Annotated in this window: 10 protein-coding genes; 1 reads left to right on the top strand and 9 read right to left on the bottom strand. The window is 41.7% G+C overall.

Annotation, left to right across the window (positions count from 1 at the left end; genetic code table 11):
- The first annotated feature begins 50 nt into the window (after window positions 1–50).
- Window positions 51–1547, top strand: coding sequence for a glycerol kinase GlpK (glpK, locus tag EL17_RS04515; RefSeq protein ID WP_035070796.1), 1497 nt, complete (start codon window positions 51–53; stop codon window positions 1545–1547).
- A gap of 204 nt (window positions 1548–1751) precedes the next feature.
- On the opposite strand, the gene EL17_RS04510 is transcribed toward glpK, so the two are convergent.
- The 9 genes from EL17_RS04510 to EL17_RS04470 form a co-directional block, all read right to left on the bottom strand.
- Window positions 1752–2933, bottom strand: a complete 1182-nt coding sequence (locus EL17_RS04510; protein WP_035070793.1) for an alpha/beta hydrolase family protein — start codon at window positions 2931–2933, stop codon at window positions 1752–1754.
- Window positions 2934–3048: 115 nt separating this feature from the next.
- Entirely contained in the window at window positions 3049–3837 is a 789-nt protein-coding gene (locus EL17_RS04505) for a DUF3050 domain-containing protein (protein ID WP_035070790.1), read from the bottom strand.
- A gap of 265 nt (window positions 3838–4102) precedes the next feature.
- A complete protein-coding gene (bglX, locus tag EL17_RS04500) occupies window positions 4103–6379 on the bottom strand; it encodes a beta-glucosidase BglX (protein ID WP_035072057.1) in 2277 nt (758 codons plus the stop codon).
- A 219-nt stretch (window positions 6380–6598) separates the two neighbouring features.
- Window positions 6599–8179, bottom strand: coding sequence for a glucoamylase family protein (locus EL17_RS04495; protein WP_035070787.1), 1581 nt, complete (start codon window positions 8177–8179; stop codon window positions 6599–6601).
- Between the two features lie 7 nt (window positions 8180–8186).
- Window positions 8187–8975, bottom strand: a complete 789-nt coding sequence (locus EL17_RS04490; RefSeq protein ID WP_035070784.1) for a carboxylesterase family protein — start codon at window positions 8973–8975, stop codon at window positions 8187–8189.
- A gap of 139 nt (window positions 8976–9114) precedes the next feature.
- Window positions 9115–11076 (bottom strand): glucoamylase family protein, encoded by a 1962-nt coding sequence (locus EL17_RS04485; RefSeq protein ID WP_035070781.1) that lies wholly within the window; start codon window positions 11074–11076, stop codon window positions 9115–9117.
- A 74-nt stretch (window positions 11077–11150) separates the two neighbouring features.
- The gene (locus EL17_RS04480) at window positions 11151–12233 is read right to left on the bottom strand and encodes a LamG domain-containing protein (protein WP_035070778.1); all 1083 of its coding nucleotides are present in this window, start codon (window positions 12231–12233) and stop codon (window positions 11151–11153) included.
- A gap of 36 nt (window positions 12234–12269) precedes the next feature.
- The gene (locus EL17_RS04475; RefSeq protein WP_035070775.1) at window positions 12270–13787 is read right to left on the bottom strand and encodes a RagB/SusD family nutrient uptake outer membrane protein; all 1518 of its coding nucleotides are present in this window, start codon (window positions 13785–13787) and stop codon (window positions 12270–12272) included.
- A gap of 19 nt (window positions 13788–13806) precedes the next feature.
- Window positions 13807–16902 carry a SusC/RagA family TonB-linked outer membrane protein gene (locus tag EL17_RS04470; RefSeq protein WP_084166114.1) on the bottom strand — a complete coding sequence of 1032 codons (3096 nt, stop codon included), beginning with the start codon at window positions 16900–16902 and terminating at the stop codon, window positions 13807–13809.
- Window positions 16903–17112: the final 210 nt, after the last annotated feature.

The raw sequence follows: 17112 nt of genomic DNA, 5'->3' as shown, positions 1-17112 counted from the left end.
TTTATCATATTAATCCATGCGTACAAAGCAATTATATCAATTACCGGGATATGAAACTAACAGACCGATATATTTTATCTTTAGACCAAGGCACGACTAGTTCCAGAGCTATATTGTTTAATCATCAGGGTCAGGTTCTTTCTAAAGCCCAAAAAGACATTTCTCAGATATATCCCCAACCGGGCTGGGTAGAACATGATCCTATAGAGATATGGACCAGCCAAGCATCTGTCGCTACTGAAGCCATCACAAAAGCTAATATTGCAATAGATCAAGTAGCAGCTATAGGAATAGCCAACCAAAGGGAAACTACTGTAATGTGGGACAGACAAACCGGTTTGCCTTTATATAATGCTATCGTATGGCAGGATCGGAGGACCTCAGCATATTGTGATGATTTAAAAGCAAAGGGATATTTTAACACCATCAATAGCAAGACAGGTCTGGTCATAGATGCCTATTTTTCGGCAAGCAAGATTAAATGGATCTTTGATAATATAGAAGGAGTGCGTGAAAAAGCTGATAGGGGAGGGGTTTGTTTTGGTACAGTGGATGCATGGTTGATCTGGAAAATGACAAATGGAGCTAAGCATTGCACTGACATCACAAATGCCAGCCGAACCATGCTTTATAATATTCATGATCAGACTTGGGATGATGAGTTGTTACGCCTTTTTGATATACCGCAGAGTATCCTTCCAGAAGTGAAGTCCAATAGTGAAATCTTCGGAACTACTTCCGGTAAAATCTTTTCTGCAAGTATCCCTATAGCAGCTGCGGCTGGTGATCAGCATGCAGCACTTTTTGGACAGTTATGTTTGGAAAAGGGTATGGCGAAAACTACCTATGGGACGGGGTGCTTTCTGGTGATGAATACGGGTAAAACCCCTATTAAATCAAAAAATGAGTTGCTGACGACCATTGCCTGGAAAATCAAAGAAGAAACTATATTTGCTCTGGAAGGGAGTGTATTTATAGGTGGGGCAGCCGTACAGTGGCTAAGGGATGGACTGAAAATAATTGATCATGCAGGAGAAACCGAGCGATTGGCTATGGATCTACCGGACAACGGAGGAGTGTATTTTGTCCCTGCACTTACGGGATTAGGAGCTCCATACTGGGATCAGGAAGCAAGGGGAGCATTTTTTGGAATCAGCAGAGGCACTACTGCTGCGCATTTTTCACGTGCGGCTTTAGAATCGATTACCTACCAGGTGTATGATGTCCTTAAGGCCATGGAAAAAGACAGTGGGCAAAAGACCAAAGGGCTTAAAGTAGATGGTGGCGCTACCGAAAACAATTTTCTGATGCAGTTTCAAACCGATATTTTAAATTGTATAGTGACCAGACCTAGATTTTTAGAGACCCCTGCACTTGGAGCAGCCTTTATGGCCGGGCTCGCTATAGGCTATTGGAAAGATACCTCTGAGTTGGAAGTATTAGTGGAGGAAGGGACAGTCTTTACTCCAAATATGGATTCGGATAAAGTGATTAAATATTTGAAATATTGGCATCAGGCAGTGCAGCGGAGTAGGAGCTGGCTATAAGGTGATGTGATATAATGGAATTCAGTGATTAAAAATACAAGTATTAATGGCTGGTGTTTTTCATTATATCGCTCTTACCTGCAAATATTTTTATTCGCTAACTCAGAGGGATATAGGCCCTCTGTAGATGGAAGGATCTTTTTAATTGGCAAAGAAAATAGTACGTCGCCTTTATTTTCTTGATACTTAATGATAGCAAATAATTCATTTAAACTGCTTATCGGCAAATTCTATAAACCGCTCCCAATCGTAAGTGGTAAAGGAATGTTTGCCCATACGGAGGTGATAGCCGGCATGTTTATGTATTTCAGGAGTAGTGACGGATATAAAATCTTCAGATAAGGCTATATCCTGCTTATATATTTTTGAATGTACCTCTGTACCTAGCTTTAATCCTAAAAATTCTCCTTTCGGATCGGACCATTGGTCCAGCTTGGCACTACCTACATAAACGGCGCGTGGCGCTATGGCACCTATCAGAAAATGCTGGTCTAAAGGCAGGTTTTCCTCTTTATCTGAATAGGCATTAAAGTTATCGGTAAACCAATGAGGGAAAGAGGAGTTAAGTTTTTTGACGGTTTCTCCAAATTTTCTTTTAGATAGCGCTGCCCCACCTGCCCCGGATTGATTGGATATGGTGATGGCCCAGCGGGGATCATTGGCTCCCGTCCAAAGTGCAGCTTTACCAGCTCGAGAGTGGCCTACTACAGCACTTCTATTGGCATCTATGTCTTCATCCTGTTCAAAATAATCCATAACCCTCATAGCGCCCCAGGCCCAGGAAGAAAGTGCTCTCATGCCATTGCTTTTTTCTAGCTCGTCGGGATATAGCTGTTTCAGTATTCCTTCTTGATATAACGATCTGTTATCAGGGGTGACTTCTGATACATGAAATGCTGCCATGGCATAACCTGCATCGATCACTGTCTCTACAGGCCATGAACCCAGATCATATTCGTTTTCTATTCTACCTTTGTTACGGTGGGTGATCATCAGGAAAACGGGATAAGGACCTGTATCGGTATTAGGGATGAATAAATCCAGATGAAAGGTATATTGTCTACTGTCCTGTCTTACGGTAATGGCTATCTGTTTAAAGGTAGCTTTTTCAGGTAATGGATTTTTTTCTTTATCTTCTAAATAAAAGGATATTTCATCATAATCCCGAACATGCCCATACACCTGGTCGCCTAAGAGCTTCATGATTTCAGGTCTACGGATCGATTCCCAATCTTTTACAGTTTTAATCTCATTCCCTTTAAGATCTGTAAATAAATCTGGAAGTTCAAACTCAGGTACGTTCATTTCAAGGTAATTATATTCCTGACCTTGGACTAAACATGGCAGTAAACTAAAGAGAATAATAAGTTTTGATATGTAATTCATATGAGGTAATATCGAAGTATTCAAGTAGCTATACAAACTATACTTTCATTCGTAAAAAAGGGTTTATAAAGAATAGGATGAATGCATCCAGACTTGGAATAATATAGCATTCATTCTAGTTTTGGCTATTTGCATTTTCCAATACAGCATCATAGATCCCATCCCATAGAACTTTCCTTGCTTCCAGGGCATGTATAGCGGCTGATTTTGTTTCTTCCCACCTTGTTTCATCATCACCGCAGAGGTGTACTAACATTTTCATAGCCAATGGTCCATGATGATCTTCATCTAAATGGATATGCCTGTCAAAATAATAGGCCAGGGTATCTAATTCCTCCGGCTTGGTTTTAATATGATCATTTACCAGCTGCCTAAATAGATCAGGTATAAGATCTTCCCTCCCTAAAGTAAAAGAGGCCGCTATTTCATGTGGTTTCCCCTCTTCTACTACACGGTAATTTTCCCATAAAAAATGCGTAATGTTACTGGGTAATTCTATAGAGGCTATAGCGGATGAAAAGTTACCTGTCGTAGAGACTTTTTCTATTAAGTTATCTATCAAAGTAGTATCTGATCCCGCTTCTTTCATAGCCCTAAGGTATAGCTCAAAGTGGCTACAGTATCCGCCTTTGCCATCTTCATCACTTTCTTCAGCCAGGACGATGTCATTGATAAGCCTGGCTACCATAGGTTCTTTAGCGGGTGTCCATGGTAGACTCATTCCGGTAAGCTTGATCTGTAAGGCTTTCAATAGGGTCATAAAGTCCCAAACTGCAAATACATGATGCTCCATGAAAAGCCGAAAATTATTTAAATCTTTCAATTCATTATAAAGCGGATGAGACAGAAGGCTACTTCTATAAGGCTTTATTTCAGCCAAGATCTTATCAATATGTGGATTCATAGTTTTTATTTAACGCTATACTAAACCGAATTTTTTCTTAATTGATTCTTTTTTATCAACAAAATAAGCGGCATGTGGTAAAGTGTATTTTTTTGTGCTTACAAATCAACAGCTTATGAGTAAAGATGGATTGATCCTTAACCCACATAGGGGTAAAAAAATGTAATAACCCACTCAATTCATATTAAGTGGGTTATTACCTATCCAGAGAATTAAATTATCACTGCAAAAAAAAGAATAAATGGGCAGGAGATTTATAGCCTATCTATTTTTTCCAGTCAACTTTACCTGTTTTCAGCTCCTCGGAATTTCCACCGATCATGATTTCAAACGCTCCAGGTTCCCAGACATGTTCAAGATCATAATCATAAAACATAAGATCATTGGGCGTAATCTCAAAGGTCACTGTTCTGGATTCCCCTGCTTGTAAATTTATTTTTTGAAATCCCTTAAGTTCTTTTACGGGCCTGGTAACACTTGCCACTACATCTCTGATGTAGAGCTGTACTACTTCAGCTCCATCATATGTTCCTGTATTTTTCAGTTCTATGCTGGCCTTCAGTGTTTGATCACCCTGAAGTTCTGTATGGCTGAGTTTAATATCTCCATATTCAAATGTGGTATAGCTAAGGCCATATCCAAATGGGTAGAGCGGGGTATTGGGTACGTCAAGATAATTAGATCTGAATTTCTGAAACCATTCACCTTCGGATAGGGGCCTTCCTGTATTTTTATGGTTATAATAGATGGGGATTTGGCCTACATTTCGGGGGAATGTAGCGGTAAGCTTACCTGAAGGATTGATATCACCGAAGAGGACATCCGCTATAGCATCTCCAGCTTCACTTCCGGCAAACCAGACATTTAGAATGGCAGGCATATGATCTTCTTCCCACTGAAGGGCCAAAGGGCGTCCGGTGAAGAGAACCATTATCACTGGTTTTCCTGTTTTTAGAAGGGCTTTTAACAAATCTCTTTGGTTTTCAGGTAAGGTTATATCAGTCATACTGGAGGCTTCACCGCTCATCTCGGCAGCTTCACCCATAGCGGCAATGATAACATCAGCATCTTTAGCTATTTCCAGCGCTTCATTTATCATATCAGCTGCCGGCCTATCATCTCTGTGGGTATTTTTACCGAATATGCTGATACGTGCCTCCAGAGCAGGGTCAGCTACTACATTGGCCCCACGGGCGTATACGATTTCTGCTTTGTTCCCAATGGCATTTTGAAGGCCTTCCCTTAAAGATATGGCTTCATCCACTCTTGCAGCCACACTCCATGTACCTGTCATGTTTTCTTTGTTGTCTCCCAAAGGTCCTACCAAGGCTATTTTACCTTGTTTTTTTAAGGGCAATATCTGATCATCATTTTTGAGCAGAACGAATGTTTGGGAAGCAATCTCCCTGGCTACTTTTCTGTTTTCATTAGAATAAACATCTTTTTTTGATCTTTCGGGATCTGCATATTGATATGGATTGTCAAATAGTCCCAATCTGTATTTAGCTACCAATATAAGCCTACAGGCATCATCTATTTGCTTTTGGGTAATCCTTCCTTCTTCCAGAGACTGGGGTAAGGTAGTCAAAAATCCCTCACCGACCATATCCATTTCCACACCAGCCTGGAGGGCTCGGGCAGATACTTCCTTTAAATCACCTATACCATGATCTATCATCTCATTGATGGCTGTATAGTCTGTGACCACAAAGCCATCAAATCCCCACTGATTTCTTAATACTTCTGTCATCAGCCATTTATTGGCACTGGCAGGGATCCCGTCTACCTCATTGAAAGCCGTCATCACAGTACCCACACCGGCATCTATAGCCGCTTGGTATGGGGGGAAATACTCATTATACATTCTGTGCCTGCTCATATCCACCGTATGGTAATCCCTTCCAGCTTCAGGAGCTCCATAAAGTGCAAAATGTTTCACACATGCCATAATGGTATTAGGAGCAGAAAGGTCATCTCCCTGGTACCCATTTACCATCGCTTTGGCTATTTGGGAGCCCAGATAAGGGTCTTCGCCGTTTCCTTCCGATACACGCCCCCATCTGGGGTCACGTGATATATCAGTCATAGGAGAAAAAGTCCAGTTGATCCCATCTGCACTTGCCTCTATGGCCGCTATTCTCGCAGATTTTTCAATCAATTCCATATCCCAGCTACTGGCCATACCCAGCGGAATAGGAAATACTGATTCGTATCCATGGATTACATCCATACCAAAAAGTAGGGGGATTTTTAACCTGCTTTCTTCCACTGCTACACGCTGGACATCCCTTATTTTTTCGGCAGACTTTAAGTTAAACAATCCTCCAACCTGGCCTGCTTTGATTTTTTCTGCAATATTGGCACTGGCAGCCTGTCCTGTGGTAATGTCACCTGCTGCAGGAAGATTCAGCTGGCCTATTTTTTCCTCCAGGGTCATGATAGCTATGATCGAATCCGCCTTTCGGGTATACTCATCTTGTGCACACACTGGCTTAATGATACATATGGCCAAAAGGACAATACCACAACATAATTTCTTCATCTTTATCATCTTTTAATTTATCTGATATCTAATTTTCTACTTTGCAATTCCCTCTACTGATTTTGTCTTACTTTGACCTATGCGCGAAGTAGTTAGCTGCGATTATATCCTATTACTAAACTTTAACTTCACGCTTTAATATTCCACTACTTATAGCTGTAAGACTTATATACTATTTCATTTTCCTTATACCTTGAAAATGCCGAGCCAGAGGTGTAATCAATTTCCAGTCTGAAAACCCAATTTTTTTAATCCCTGCTGTACTTCCGGTGCTGACATAAACAGATTCCATCCCAATCCGGACCGTTGGTTTTCTATCATCGCCACTATAGGCCCCTGGTCTATAGCCAGGTATCTTTCTGGATACCAATTGGCCTCCGGGCTCAGGGCATCATAGAAACCATATCGTCCAAATACTTTTTCTCCATAGTTATAGTAAAGATTTTTAATTACATCCATAGATTCTTTAGGGGTGTAAGGATAGCTGGATAGCGCTGCGGTAGGACTGATTACACCCAAATCAGAGCCAGGCTTATGTGCTGCGTATCCTTTTACCGAGTAGCTAGCAGTAAGGCCCCAAAGATCTTCGCCATATCCTTTGTATCCTCCAGTATTTTCTATGCACCATGCTCTGTTGATTAGGGTATGATTTTTATTATGCTCCCAATAATCAGCGTACCTATCTTTTAGTCCTTTGGGATTTAAGCCGATATATGAATAATGTGCCCAAAATAAAGGACCGCCCATTTCTTCAGCACCATTATGTTTAAGCATGAGATGATGACCATATGGATTTTTATCAGTATTTATACCACCCTCTCTTGCCCAACCTTTATGGTATGCATCTGCAGATACGGTATGGGTAGGAGATGAAGCTGCCAGGATATAGGTGATGAGTGTTTCATCATATCCTAATAAAGGGAAATTCATTTCCCATTCGTATTCAGGAGACCAATGCCAATAAAGTACATCCTGTCCACCCTGGGTGTACCAGTCCCATTCCATTTCCTGCCATAGCTGATCTATCTGATCAGCTATGGCTTTTTCTCGCTCATTTCCTTCTCTATAGAATTCTCTTACAGCCAATAAACCCTGCATCAAAAATGCAGATTCTACCAGATCGCCTCCGTTGTCCTTTTGGCCAAATGGTTTCACTTTACCTGTTTCTCCATCCAGCCAATGAGGCCAAACGCCATAAAACCTGTCTGCTTCGCCCAGGAAGTTTACAATCTTTTCAAATCTGGCTGTTCCCTCTTCACGGGTCACCCAGCCTCTGTCTATGCCTGCCAATAAACCATACATTCCAAATCCCGAACCTCCGGTAGTAATGATATGAGCATCATCCTGCGGATATTCACCATCTAAATGGATCCGCTCTCTAGCCAATCCCGAATTAGGTTCTGCCCCTTCCCAAAAGTAACGGAAGGTATAATACTGCACCATATCCAAAAGCTCTTCCTCACTGAAATCCTTTGTCTGTACTTCAGCTTCTCCTATTTCTATTGCTTGGTTTTGAGTGTTGAGGCCTTCGACCTTATAGCGTAAGGATAGATTATTGCCTAGGTCATTGACAAAATCCATGTATATCGTGTCGCTTACTGTAGCTCGGGCGGTATATTGGTTTCCTGCTGAGGATACAGATATACGATAGGTGTCATACCCTTCTTGTTTTGGCCACCGGAGCTCCACATGCCGGTCATATCCCTTCACAATAAGGGGACTTTCATCTCTAGTATCACCTTCACATGAGGATAGGAAAGGCAATAAAAATAACAAAATAGGTAAATAGGTTTTAAGCATGATGTTTTTAATTTTTTATTTTTGAAAATAACCATGGAAGCAGCTCAGGCATAGCAAAAGTCGGATCCCAGGCATTATGATTAGCGTTTTCAAATTCAGTATAGGTTACATCTGCGCCCAATTCATGAAGCTTCTCATAGATGCGCTTACTGAGAATTGGAGGCACCACATCGTCTTTGGCTCCGTGGGTTATCCATAAGCTGGTATTGTCAGCATAATTCTTTGCCAGTTGTAAATTTCCACCTCCACAAATGGCTACAGCCGCGGCATATTTCTCTGGCCATCGTGCCAGGGTTTCGAATGTACCAAAAGACCCCATGGAAAGCCCCATGATATAGACCTGGTCGAGATTTACAGCCTTACTTTTTATAATATCTTCTACCAGCTCATTGACTACCGAAAGTACCTCTGAGGGGGAATGGATAGACTGGCTAAAATCGGGATCACCTTCTCCGCGAAGTTCCTTTCTTATACTTAGATCTATCCAATACTTTTCTTCCGGGCACTGCGGGAATACCACTATGGCTGGATAGGTATCCATGTGGTCTAAAAAGAAATCAGCACCATTATTCAGCTGTTTTTCATTATCATTTCCCCTCTCTCCAGCTCCATGGAGAAACAGGATCAGAGGGTACTGCTTGCTCTCATCATAGGATTCCGGATACAGAATGCGGTAAAGCAGGCTGTCCCCTACCTCATTTACAAATACATTTTTATCAAACATAGACCGGTCCTGAGCATTCACTGCCAAGGAAATAAGCATAGTTATGGCCAGATTAGCGATTTTTATATTCATTTTAATTTTGGGTGTAGTGAAATATGAAGCATTTCTTTTATTTTTTTTACTAATTCATAATGAGTAATATTTCTAATAATAGATATTAGTTTCTGATACTTTCTATCTGAAAATCAGTTAAATATGTTATAATATAGTCTTAATAGTTGAATTGAAGTTTTTCCAAACCTTCTTTCACTTCGATATCCTGCATGAATAATCGCCATAGCAAAGCTGTCCTGTGATTTTCTATCATCAGGATGATTGGACCTTGATCTATAGCCAAGTACGATGAAGCATACCATTCTTCGGTTGGATTAAAGGCATCATAAAATCCATACTCCCCCCAAAGCCTATCTCCTAATTTAAAGTAGAAAAACTTTAAAGCTTTCATAGATTCCTCTGGCGTATAGGGGAACGAGGAAAGTGCTGCAGTTGGCGTAATTACCCCCTTATCATAGTTAGGAGCGTGAGCAGCATAACCCTCATGGTTATCACTGGCAGTAAATCCCCAGCTCTCTTCACTGTATCCTACATATCCTGATGGATTACTGATGGCATGAGCCTGGTGGATTAGGGTATGGTTCCGGTTTTGTTCCCAATAGTTAGCGTATTGGTCTTTAAGGTTCCGGGGATCTAGGCCGAGATAAGAATAGTGGGCGAAAAACAGTGGTCCACCATATGATTCTCCCAAAGGCAATAGGTGCTGATAGTAAGATTGCCCGTTTTTAATGGCTCCGTCTCTTGCCCAACCTTTTTCATAGACTGATTTATCTATGGGATAGGTAGGAGAGGAAGCTGCCAGCACATATACGATGAGGGATTCATTATATCCTCTGATAGGGAGGTTCATTTGCCATTCGTGGGCAGGTGACCAGTGCCAGTATAGTACATCCTGTCCGCCCCGTGTATACCAGTCCCATTCTACTTCATGCCAGAGGGTATTTATTTTATCGATAATATATTTTTCAGATGGAACAGCAGCATCAAGGTATGCCTTGACAGTAAGTAGCCCCTGTATCATAAAAGCGGTTTCCACCAGATCTCCACCATCATCCAAGGTGCTAAATGGGACAGTGCTTCCGTTTGATCCATCCAGCCAATGCGGCCATACCCCATGGAAACGATCAGCTGTTCCTAGAAAATCTACTATCCTGGCCCATCTTTCCACTCCCTGCTGCCGGGTAATAAATCCCCTTTCTATGCCTACTATTATCGCCATCACTCCAAAACCACTTCCACCTACCGTTACCAGGCTGCCGGACGTATTTCTTTCTCTGGCCATGCCGCTATGCTCATGGGCAAAATCCCAAAAATAGCGGAATGTCTGTTGCTGAACTTTTGTTAATAGTTCTTCTTCTGCAATGACGGGGAATTTTGGCGAATCATCTAATCTGGTAAAGAAAGCCCTATTTAAACCGGTAAAACTACCTCCATCTGCTCCCTTAAGGGTATTGGCTAGGTTAAATTGATATTTTCTTAAGTATTGCAAGGGGCCACTACCGGTGATTATGGCTCTTTTATGTTCATTTTCAAAGGTGAAGTGGAGCGCTGGCACCTCTGTACCGGTCATGCTGCTGGCAGTTCTAAATGATTCTGTATCGATAGGATCAGAGAAATCGATGATCATGGTAAAGTCCAAAGGCACATTTACTATTCTTCCAGCTAATGTTTCATCGGCATGGGTTATGGTCAGGGAGAGGATCTCAAGATTTCCGGGCAGTGTACTGAAACTGATTTCTTGACCTGCAAAGCTGCCTCCTTTAGCATTTTTCAGGCTACTGGAAATTATCAGTTTGTAGGATGAATTTTGGGATAATGCACCATTGGGATAGACCAGGATTGTTCGGTTTCCTGAGATGAGATTGATAGAAATGCTTATTTTTTCTTCATTTCTGTACAGGGTAAGTGCATTTTCAACTGTAGCTGGATCTAAGGCTTCAGAAAAATTAAGATTGATTGGACGGTCCATGGGCACATGATCAGTGGATGGGCCTTCTGAACTTAATACGATTTGCCCTACTGCTGCACTTAGTAGGACCAGATCGGGCCCATCATCCTCTATCTGATTACAGCTCAAAAATGAAATAAATATGAGAGCTGGAAGTAATGCTTTTCTCATCCTAGTTAGAGTATAATGTGAATTTGGGACTAGGATGTGATCCAAGTCCCAAATTCTACAAATGTTGATTGATTTTAAGGTCTTTCGGTCTGCATGATGCCCAAGATCTCCTGGGCAGAAAGTGCTTTGCTAAATAGCCTTAGTTCATCTATTGCACTTGCATCTGATAAGTGCCCCCATTCTGTAAACCGAGGAGCGCCTGAACCAATGGATAGTAAGTTGGTGCCAGTCCAGTCTACACCTGGAAAGGTTCCCTGACTTACGGGAAGCCCATTTATATATACAGCTGCAGTTGTTTGGGTGAGGGTAATGGCTACATGGACCCATTCACCCGCTGCAGGATTTATGTCAGCTGCAGCTCCGCCATCAAACCAATTGTCTGCACTGCCATTACCTACATTTAATTTGATTCGCTGCATGCTGCCAGCAGCTTCTCTAAACAATCTAAAACCGCTGGTTCTATTATTCATATTTTCAGGATTGTTTGTATCAGGTGGGCTTATGGTCAAGATCCCTGCTCTATTTGGCGACGCATTTACCTTATACCAAAATACCGCACTGAATTCTTCATGAAGCAAACCTGCAGTAGGAAAGGTCAGATAGGCATTGGCGGTACCTTGATAGGCTCTGCCGGAGATTCCGTTTACAAAAGTGGGACTTCCCTGTATGGAGGCATTCTGTGTGCTGATCAGTTCCATGACATCTCCGTCAAACGGTAAATAGAAAACTTCATTTTCATATACAGGCGTATATGGCTCCACTTTTTCAAAATTTACAGTTTCTGAGCTGAGCTTACCCGCTATATCTACCGCCTCTATGGTGAGGATATGGGGGCCGTTTCCCAAATTTTCGTGACGATGTACCAAGATAACACGTCTATAATCTAAGAAATCAGTGAATGAAGCTATCTCAGTTTGATTTAAAAGTATTCTGATGGACTGGATTTCTATATCGTCTCTTACTTCAAAGTCAATGTTGATGGGAGTCTCATCTTCAGGTACTCTGATCTGAGTTCCAGAGGTAGGAAAATTGATGTTGATTTCAGGATCTTCCATGTCAGGACCTGCATCAATGGGTATGATTTCATCTATATAGCTGGCTGAACAGCTAAAGATCATCAGGGACATCACTAGATTAAATATATTTGATTTTCTCATGATTTGATTTTGTCTAAAATTTATCACTTTGTTACCTTATAGCTGTGGCAGGATATTTACTTGCTCCAGAGGGTATGGTAAGAACCTGTGATTTTCTGTTGAAAAGTTTCTTCCTTCGAAATTCAGCTCCTGGCCCCTGTCATAGCGCATCAGATCATAGAACCTGACGCCCAGCTCCATACCAAATTCAGCGTACTTTTCATCGAGCACATTGTCCAACGTCACTCCTGAAAGTGAAGCGAGGCCCACCCTGTTTCTCACCAGGTTAACCGCATCATCTGCAGAAAGTACACCACTGCTTGCTCCGTTTACGATGGCTTCAGCATGCATAAGCAATATTTCAGAATACCTGATGACGGTAAAGTTTTTGTTGGACCCATAACCAAATCTTCCAGGAGTCAATTGCGTAGAAGGCAAATAGTGCTTACCACTTAAGAAATTGTATCTGGGATGGTTATTAAATCTGTCACCATCTGGTGTGGTATTGGTTAGCCAGGCGGGCAGGGTAGCATAGGCTGGGTCTGACTGAATTTCAGCTATACCGTCGGGGGTAAACAAAACCGTAGTCTGTAATCTTTCCTGCTCTCCTCTATCGAGCATAAACTTGATATATTTGGTAGAAGGGGCGAAAAATCCCCATCCATTAGATGCTCCCGGTACAGCAGGGGTCCACGAAGCAGGGCCATATGTAGCAAATGGATAATTGGTAATGGTGCCCGTACCGGTACCAAAATCAGAATATTGGAATTCAAATATGTTTTCCCTATTTAACTTTCCCGGTATTTTAAATAATTGATAATAATTAGGCTCTAAGGTATACTGGTTGCTGCTGATGACCAAACCTGTAGCTTCTGCCACTGCTGGGTAATTGCGAAGTTCTAGGTTTGCCATTGCTTTCACGGCAAGCGCAGCACCACGGGTGATGCCGCCCCTCACATCCGAACGGTCACGGGGATGCACGTTAGGCAATGCGGGAATGGCTTCATCCATCAGGGCAGATACATATTGCATAACCTGATCATAGGAGGATAATTCCAGGTTAAACAATTCACTTGGCTGAGAACTGTTGGGAATTAAGATAGCCCCCCACATACGGGCCAGTTGAATGAGTTCGAGTCCGGTCATCACTTTGATTTCAGCGATAAATTGCTCCGCATTCGCTGGATTGGCCCCCGCTTCCTGGTATTTTCTGATTTCTTCCATTGCTCCCTGCCAGTAGAGTAAATCTGTATATAGGTTTAGCCATACAGAATTATACATCCAAAAATTCCTGTCATATCTGAATTGATCTGATTCTATCAGTGGAAGCTGGTCACCGGCAGCGGTGACATCATCACCGCGAACAGCATAGAGGGCATGTGATTCCCATTGAGACCGGTAGAGTTCACCATATGCGCCATAGAGCATCAGGATCATATTACTGGATTGGCTATAATCAGTTTCTTCTGCGATGACCTGATTTTGAAGTGGCTCATCCAGCATATCACATGATATGGTAACTGAAAAAGCCAATATCATAGCCAGCGTATATTTTAAATAATTTATAATTTTCATGACTTTAGTAGCTTATTGGTTAAAAGGTAACATTTAAACCCACGGTATAGATAGCTGGGATCGGATAAGTCTGTCTATCGATACCATCGGAAACCTCTGGGTTGAAACCGTTATAATTGAACAGCGTAAGCGGTCGCTCAGCGGTAAAGGTGACCCTGGTAGCCGGCATTGGATAGCCTAGTAAATTCCGGTCAATGAATGAATAGGCAAGCTGCACATTTTGGATTCTGAAAAAAGAGCCATCTTCTATAAAATAACTGCTCATATTCTGATTCCAGCCTCTTCTTAGACCTGATGCTGACGGATAAATGTTGGATGTACCTTCTCCTCTCCAAAGATTATTTATCAAATCCGCATCCAGGTTGGTATCATTGGTAAATTTCAGCTCACCTCTTTTTCTGTTTAGTATACTGTGTCCTCTTTGGCTTTGGATCAGAAATGAAAAGTCAAAACCTTTATATCTAAATCCACCATTTACCCCATAAGTCATGGTCGGCAAGAAAGAACCCAATACCACGCGGTCTTCATCATTGATGATGCCGTCTCCATTTTGGTCTTTGAAAATAAAATCTCCAGGCTGTAGCCTATTGTCCTCTATAAAGGATGGGGTATAGCCACTATTTTCGATTTGTGCTTCATTTTGAAAAACACCTGCTACTTCGTAGCCATAGAATGCCATAAATGGTTGGCCTACGATAGACCGCTGCCTGAAGTCAGCCGATCCTGCATCTAAATGGGACGGCCCACCTAAATTAAGCACTGTGTTTTTCAGGGTTGTAATATTGGCCCCGATGCGATAGGAAAAATCATTGTTTACCCTAGTTTCCCAACTTACCGCTACTTCCAGGCCTTCATTCCTTATCTCTCCTACACTTCTGCGTTCTGTAGCTCTGAATACTGGAGGGATGATGCTTACTGCCAGATTACGGGTATCGCGGATAAAATAATCAGCTTCCAAGGAAAGCCGTTCATCAAAAAACAGGGCATTTATACCAAAATTGGATTCTACTGTAGTTTCCCATCTATCAATCAGGTCAAAGGTAGGGTTTAGCCGTCTGCCGATCACAAAGACATCGTTGATAGCAAGGTTATTTTCCTGCAAAGTAGGTACCCCTACGGATGGATTAATGGCATCATTGCCCAATTGTCCCCATGAAGCCCTTAATTTTAAAAAATCTATGCCTGGCACATTGAAGAAATCCTCTGATGAGAGTACCCAGCCCGCACCTATAGTAGCAAAATTTCCCCATTTCTGCTGAAATTTATTATTACCATCTCTTCTGACGGTACCATATAGCAGGTAGCGGTCATCGAAATTATAGGCTATTCTAGCAAAATAGGACTGGAAAAATAACCTGGCTCCACCATCATTTACACCGTTTAAATCAATATTGGTGGCGTTATTAAGATACCAAAATTGCTCATTGCCCATATGAGGTTCAGGATTTATACCTTCTCCTCTGGCTATTAAAGATTCGAAAGTTTCACTTCTATAGGATTGTCCTAATACAGCGGTAAAATTATGCCTGCCTATAATTTCATTGTAAGTAAGAAAATTATCCCAAATCTGATTAAACCGGGTAACATTTTCTCTTCTTAAAGATGATTGGTTTTGGGTAACGCCATCATTATATCCAAACGACACAGATCTAGCATTAATTTGTTCAATATTGTAATTATAGGCTGTTCTGAAAGTAAGTTTGTTAGGTATGAGCTCTAGTTCAGTATAAAAGTTACCCAATATTTTGCCGATGTTATTTCTGTTATCGCCAAAAAGAATACTATAAAAAGGATTTTGATTTCCTCTGTAGCCTACCTGTTGGGCATTGGATAGCGGGAAGGGTACCGGAGTGGCTGCAGTATTTCTTTCATCATATTTAGGGATAATGGGAACCGTATGATATGCCCTAAACCACGCTCCGTCATCTGCATTGTGTCGCTGAGCTGTACTGATGTTTAAATTTCCTCCTACTGTGATCCAGTCTTTAAGGTCAGCATCTAACCTTACACGGAAATTAAGCCGCTTATAATCATTTCTTCTCTCATTCATAAGGCCGTTTTGCTCAAAATAGCTACCACCTATCGAGTATCTGGTTCTATCCCCGCCACCGTTAAATGTGAGCGAATGGTTCTGGATAGAGGCCGGACTCATAATTTCACCATACCAGTCAGTATTCACATCGGGTATATTGGGATCTATCCTGCTTCTACCATACCGCTGTATGGCATTGTTGAGAAACTGGGTGTCTGCCGCACTGCCCAGTTCATTCACATAATTGGCATATTGCTGGGAATTCGCCATTTTCAATACATTCTGAGGATTTTGAACGCCGTAGTAGCCATCATATACTATTTCCGGAGCTTGGTTATAATTTCCTGATTTAGTTTCTATCAGGACTACACCATTGGCAGCTCTCACGCCATATATAGCTGCTGCTGATGCATCCTTCAGTACAGAAAGTGTTTCTATATCGTTTGGATTCAAAAAGTCTATGTTTTCAAAAAACATCCCGTCTACTACATACAGAGGAGCTGCTCCTCCTTCAAAAGAACCTACACCTCTTACCCTTACGGTCGGAGAGGCACCCGGTGCACCACTGCTGACTATCTGCACACCAGCCACACGTCCCTGTAGCGATTGCATGGCATTGGTAGCAGGGGTACGGACGATGTCTTCAGACCTCACGGTAGTGATAGCGGATATTCTGTCCTGCTCACGCTGGGTACCATATCCGATTACCACTACTTCATCAAGGGTTCTGGTATCCTCTCCGAGGATAATCTCCAGCCGGCTACGGTCCCCGATCACTGTTTCCTGAGTGGTAAAGCCAATGAATGATATCACTAACACCGATTGTGGAGAGGCCACAGACAGGGTAAATTCGCCATCCATATTGGAGACAGTTCCATTTTGGGTGCCTTTTTCTAGGATATTTACCCCTGGGATAGTTTCTCCTCCCTGGTCTAGTACCCTTCCGGATACCGTCACCTGCTGAGCATGTAGCTTGGAGGAAGAAAGGATAAACAAGCTTAAAATTATAAGCCATTTTAGATGCGGACCACATGCATGGGTAGCGCATGGTGTGCTGCTTCTGAAAGATAAATGATTTTTCATCCTAATAAGATTAATGTTTAAATTGGGTTAAATTTTCTCAGGTTACAATCGTTTGCGAGTGATTTGTATTAGAGTTGAAAATTTAGTGGAAAGAATCATGATAGTGTTACAAAATATTAAAATTATGGTTAAAAATACCTGCTTTTTAACGTAAAATTCATTCTAAAAATCACGCATCTATATCATATAAAAACCCATTTTAAACATCAT

This window comes from Anditalea andensis (assembly GCF_000714815.1).
GTDB lineage: Bacteria > Bacteroidota > Bacteroidia > Cytophagales > Cyclobacteriaceae > Anditalea > Anditalea andensis.
Note: the sequence above shows the minus strand (reverse complement) of the source record. Positions and strands in the feature narration are given on the sequence as shown.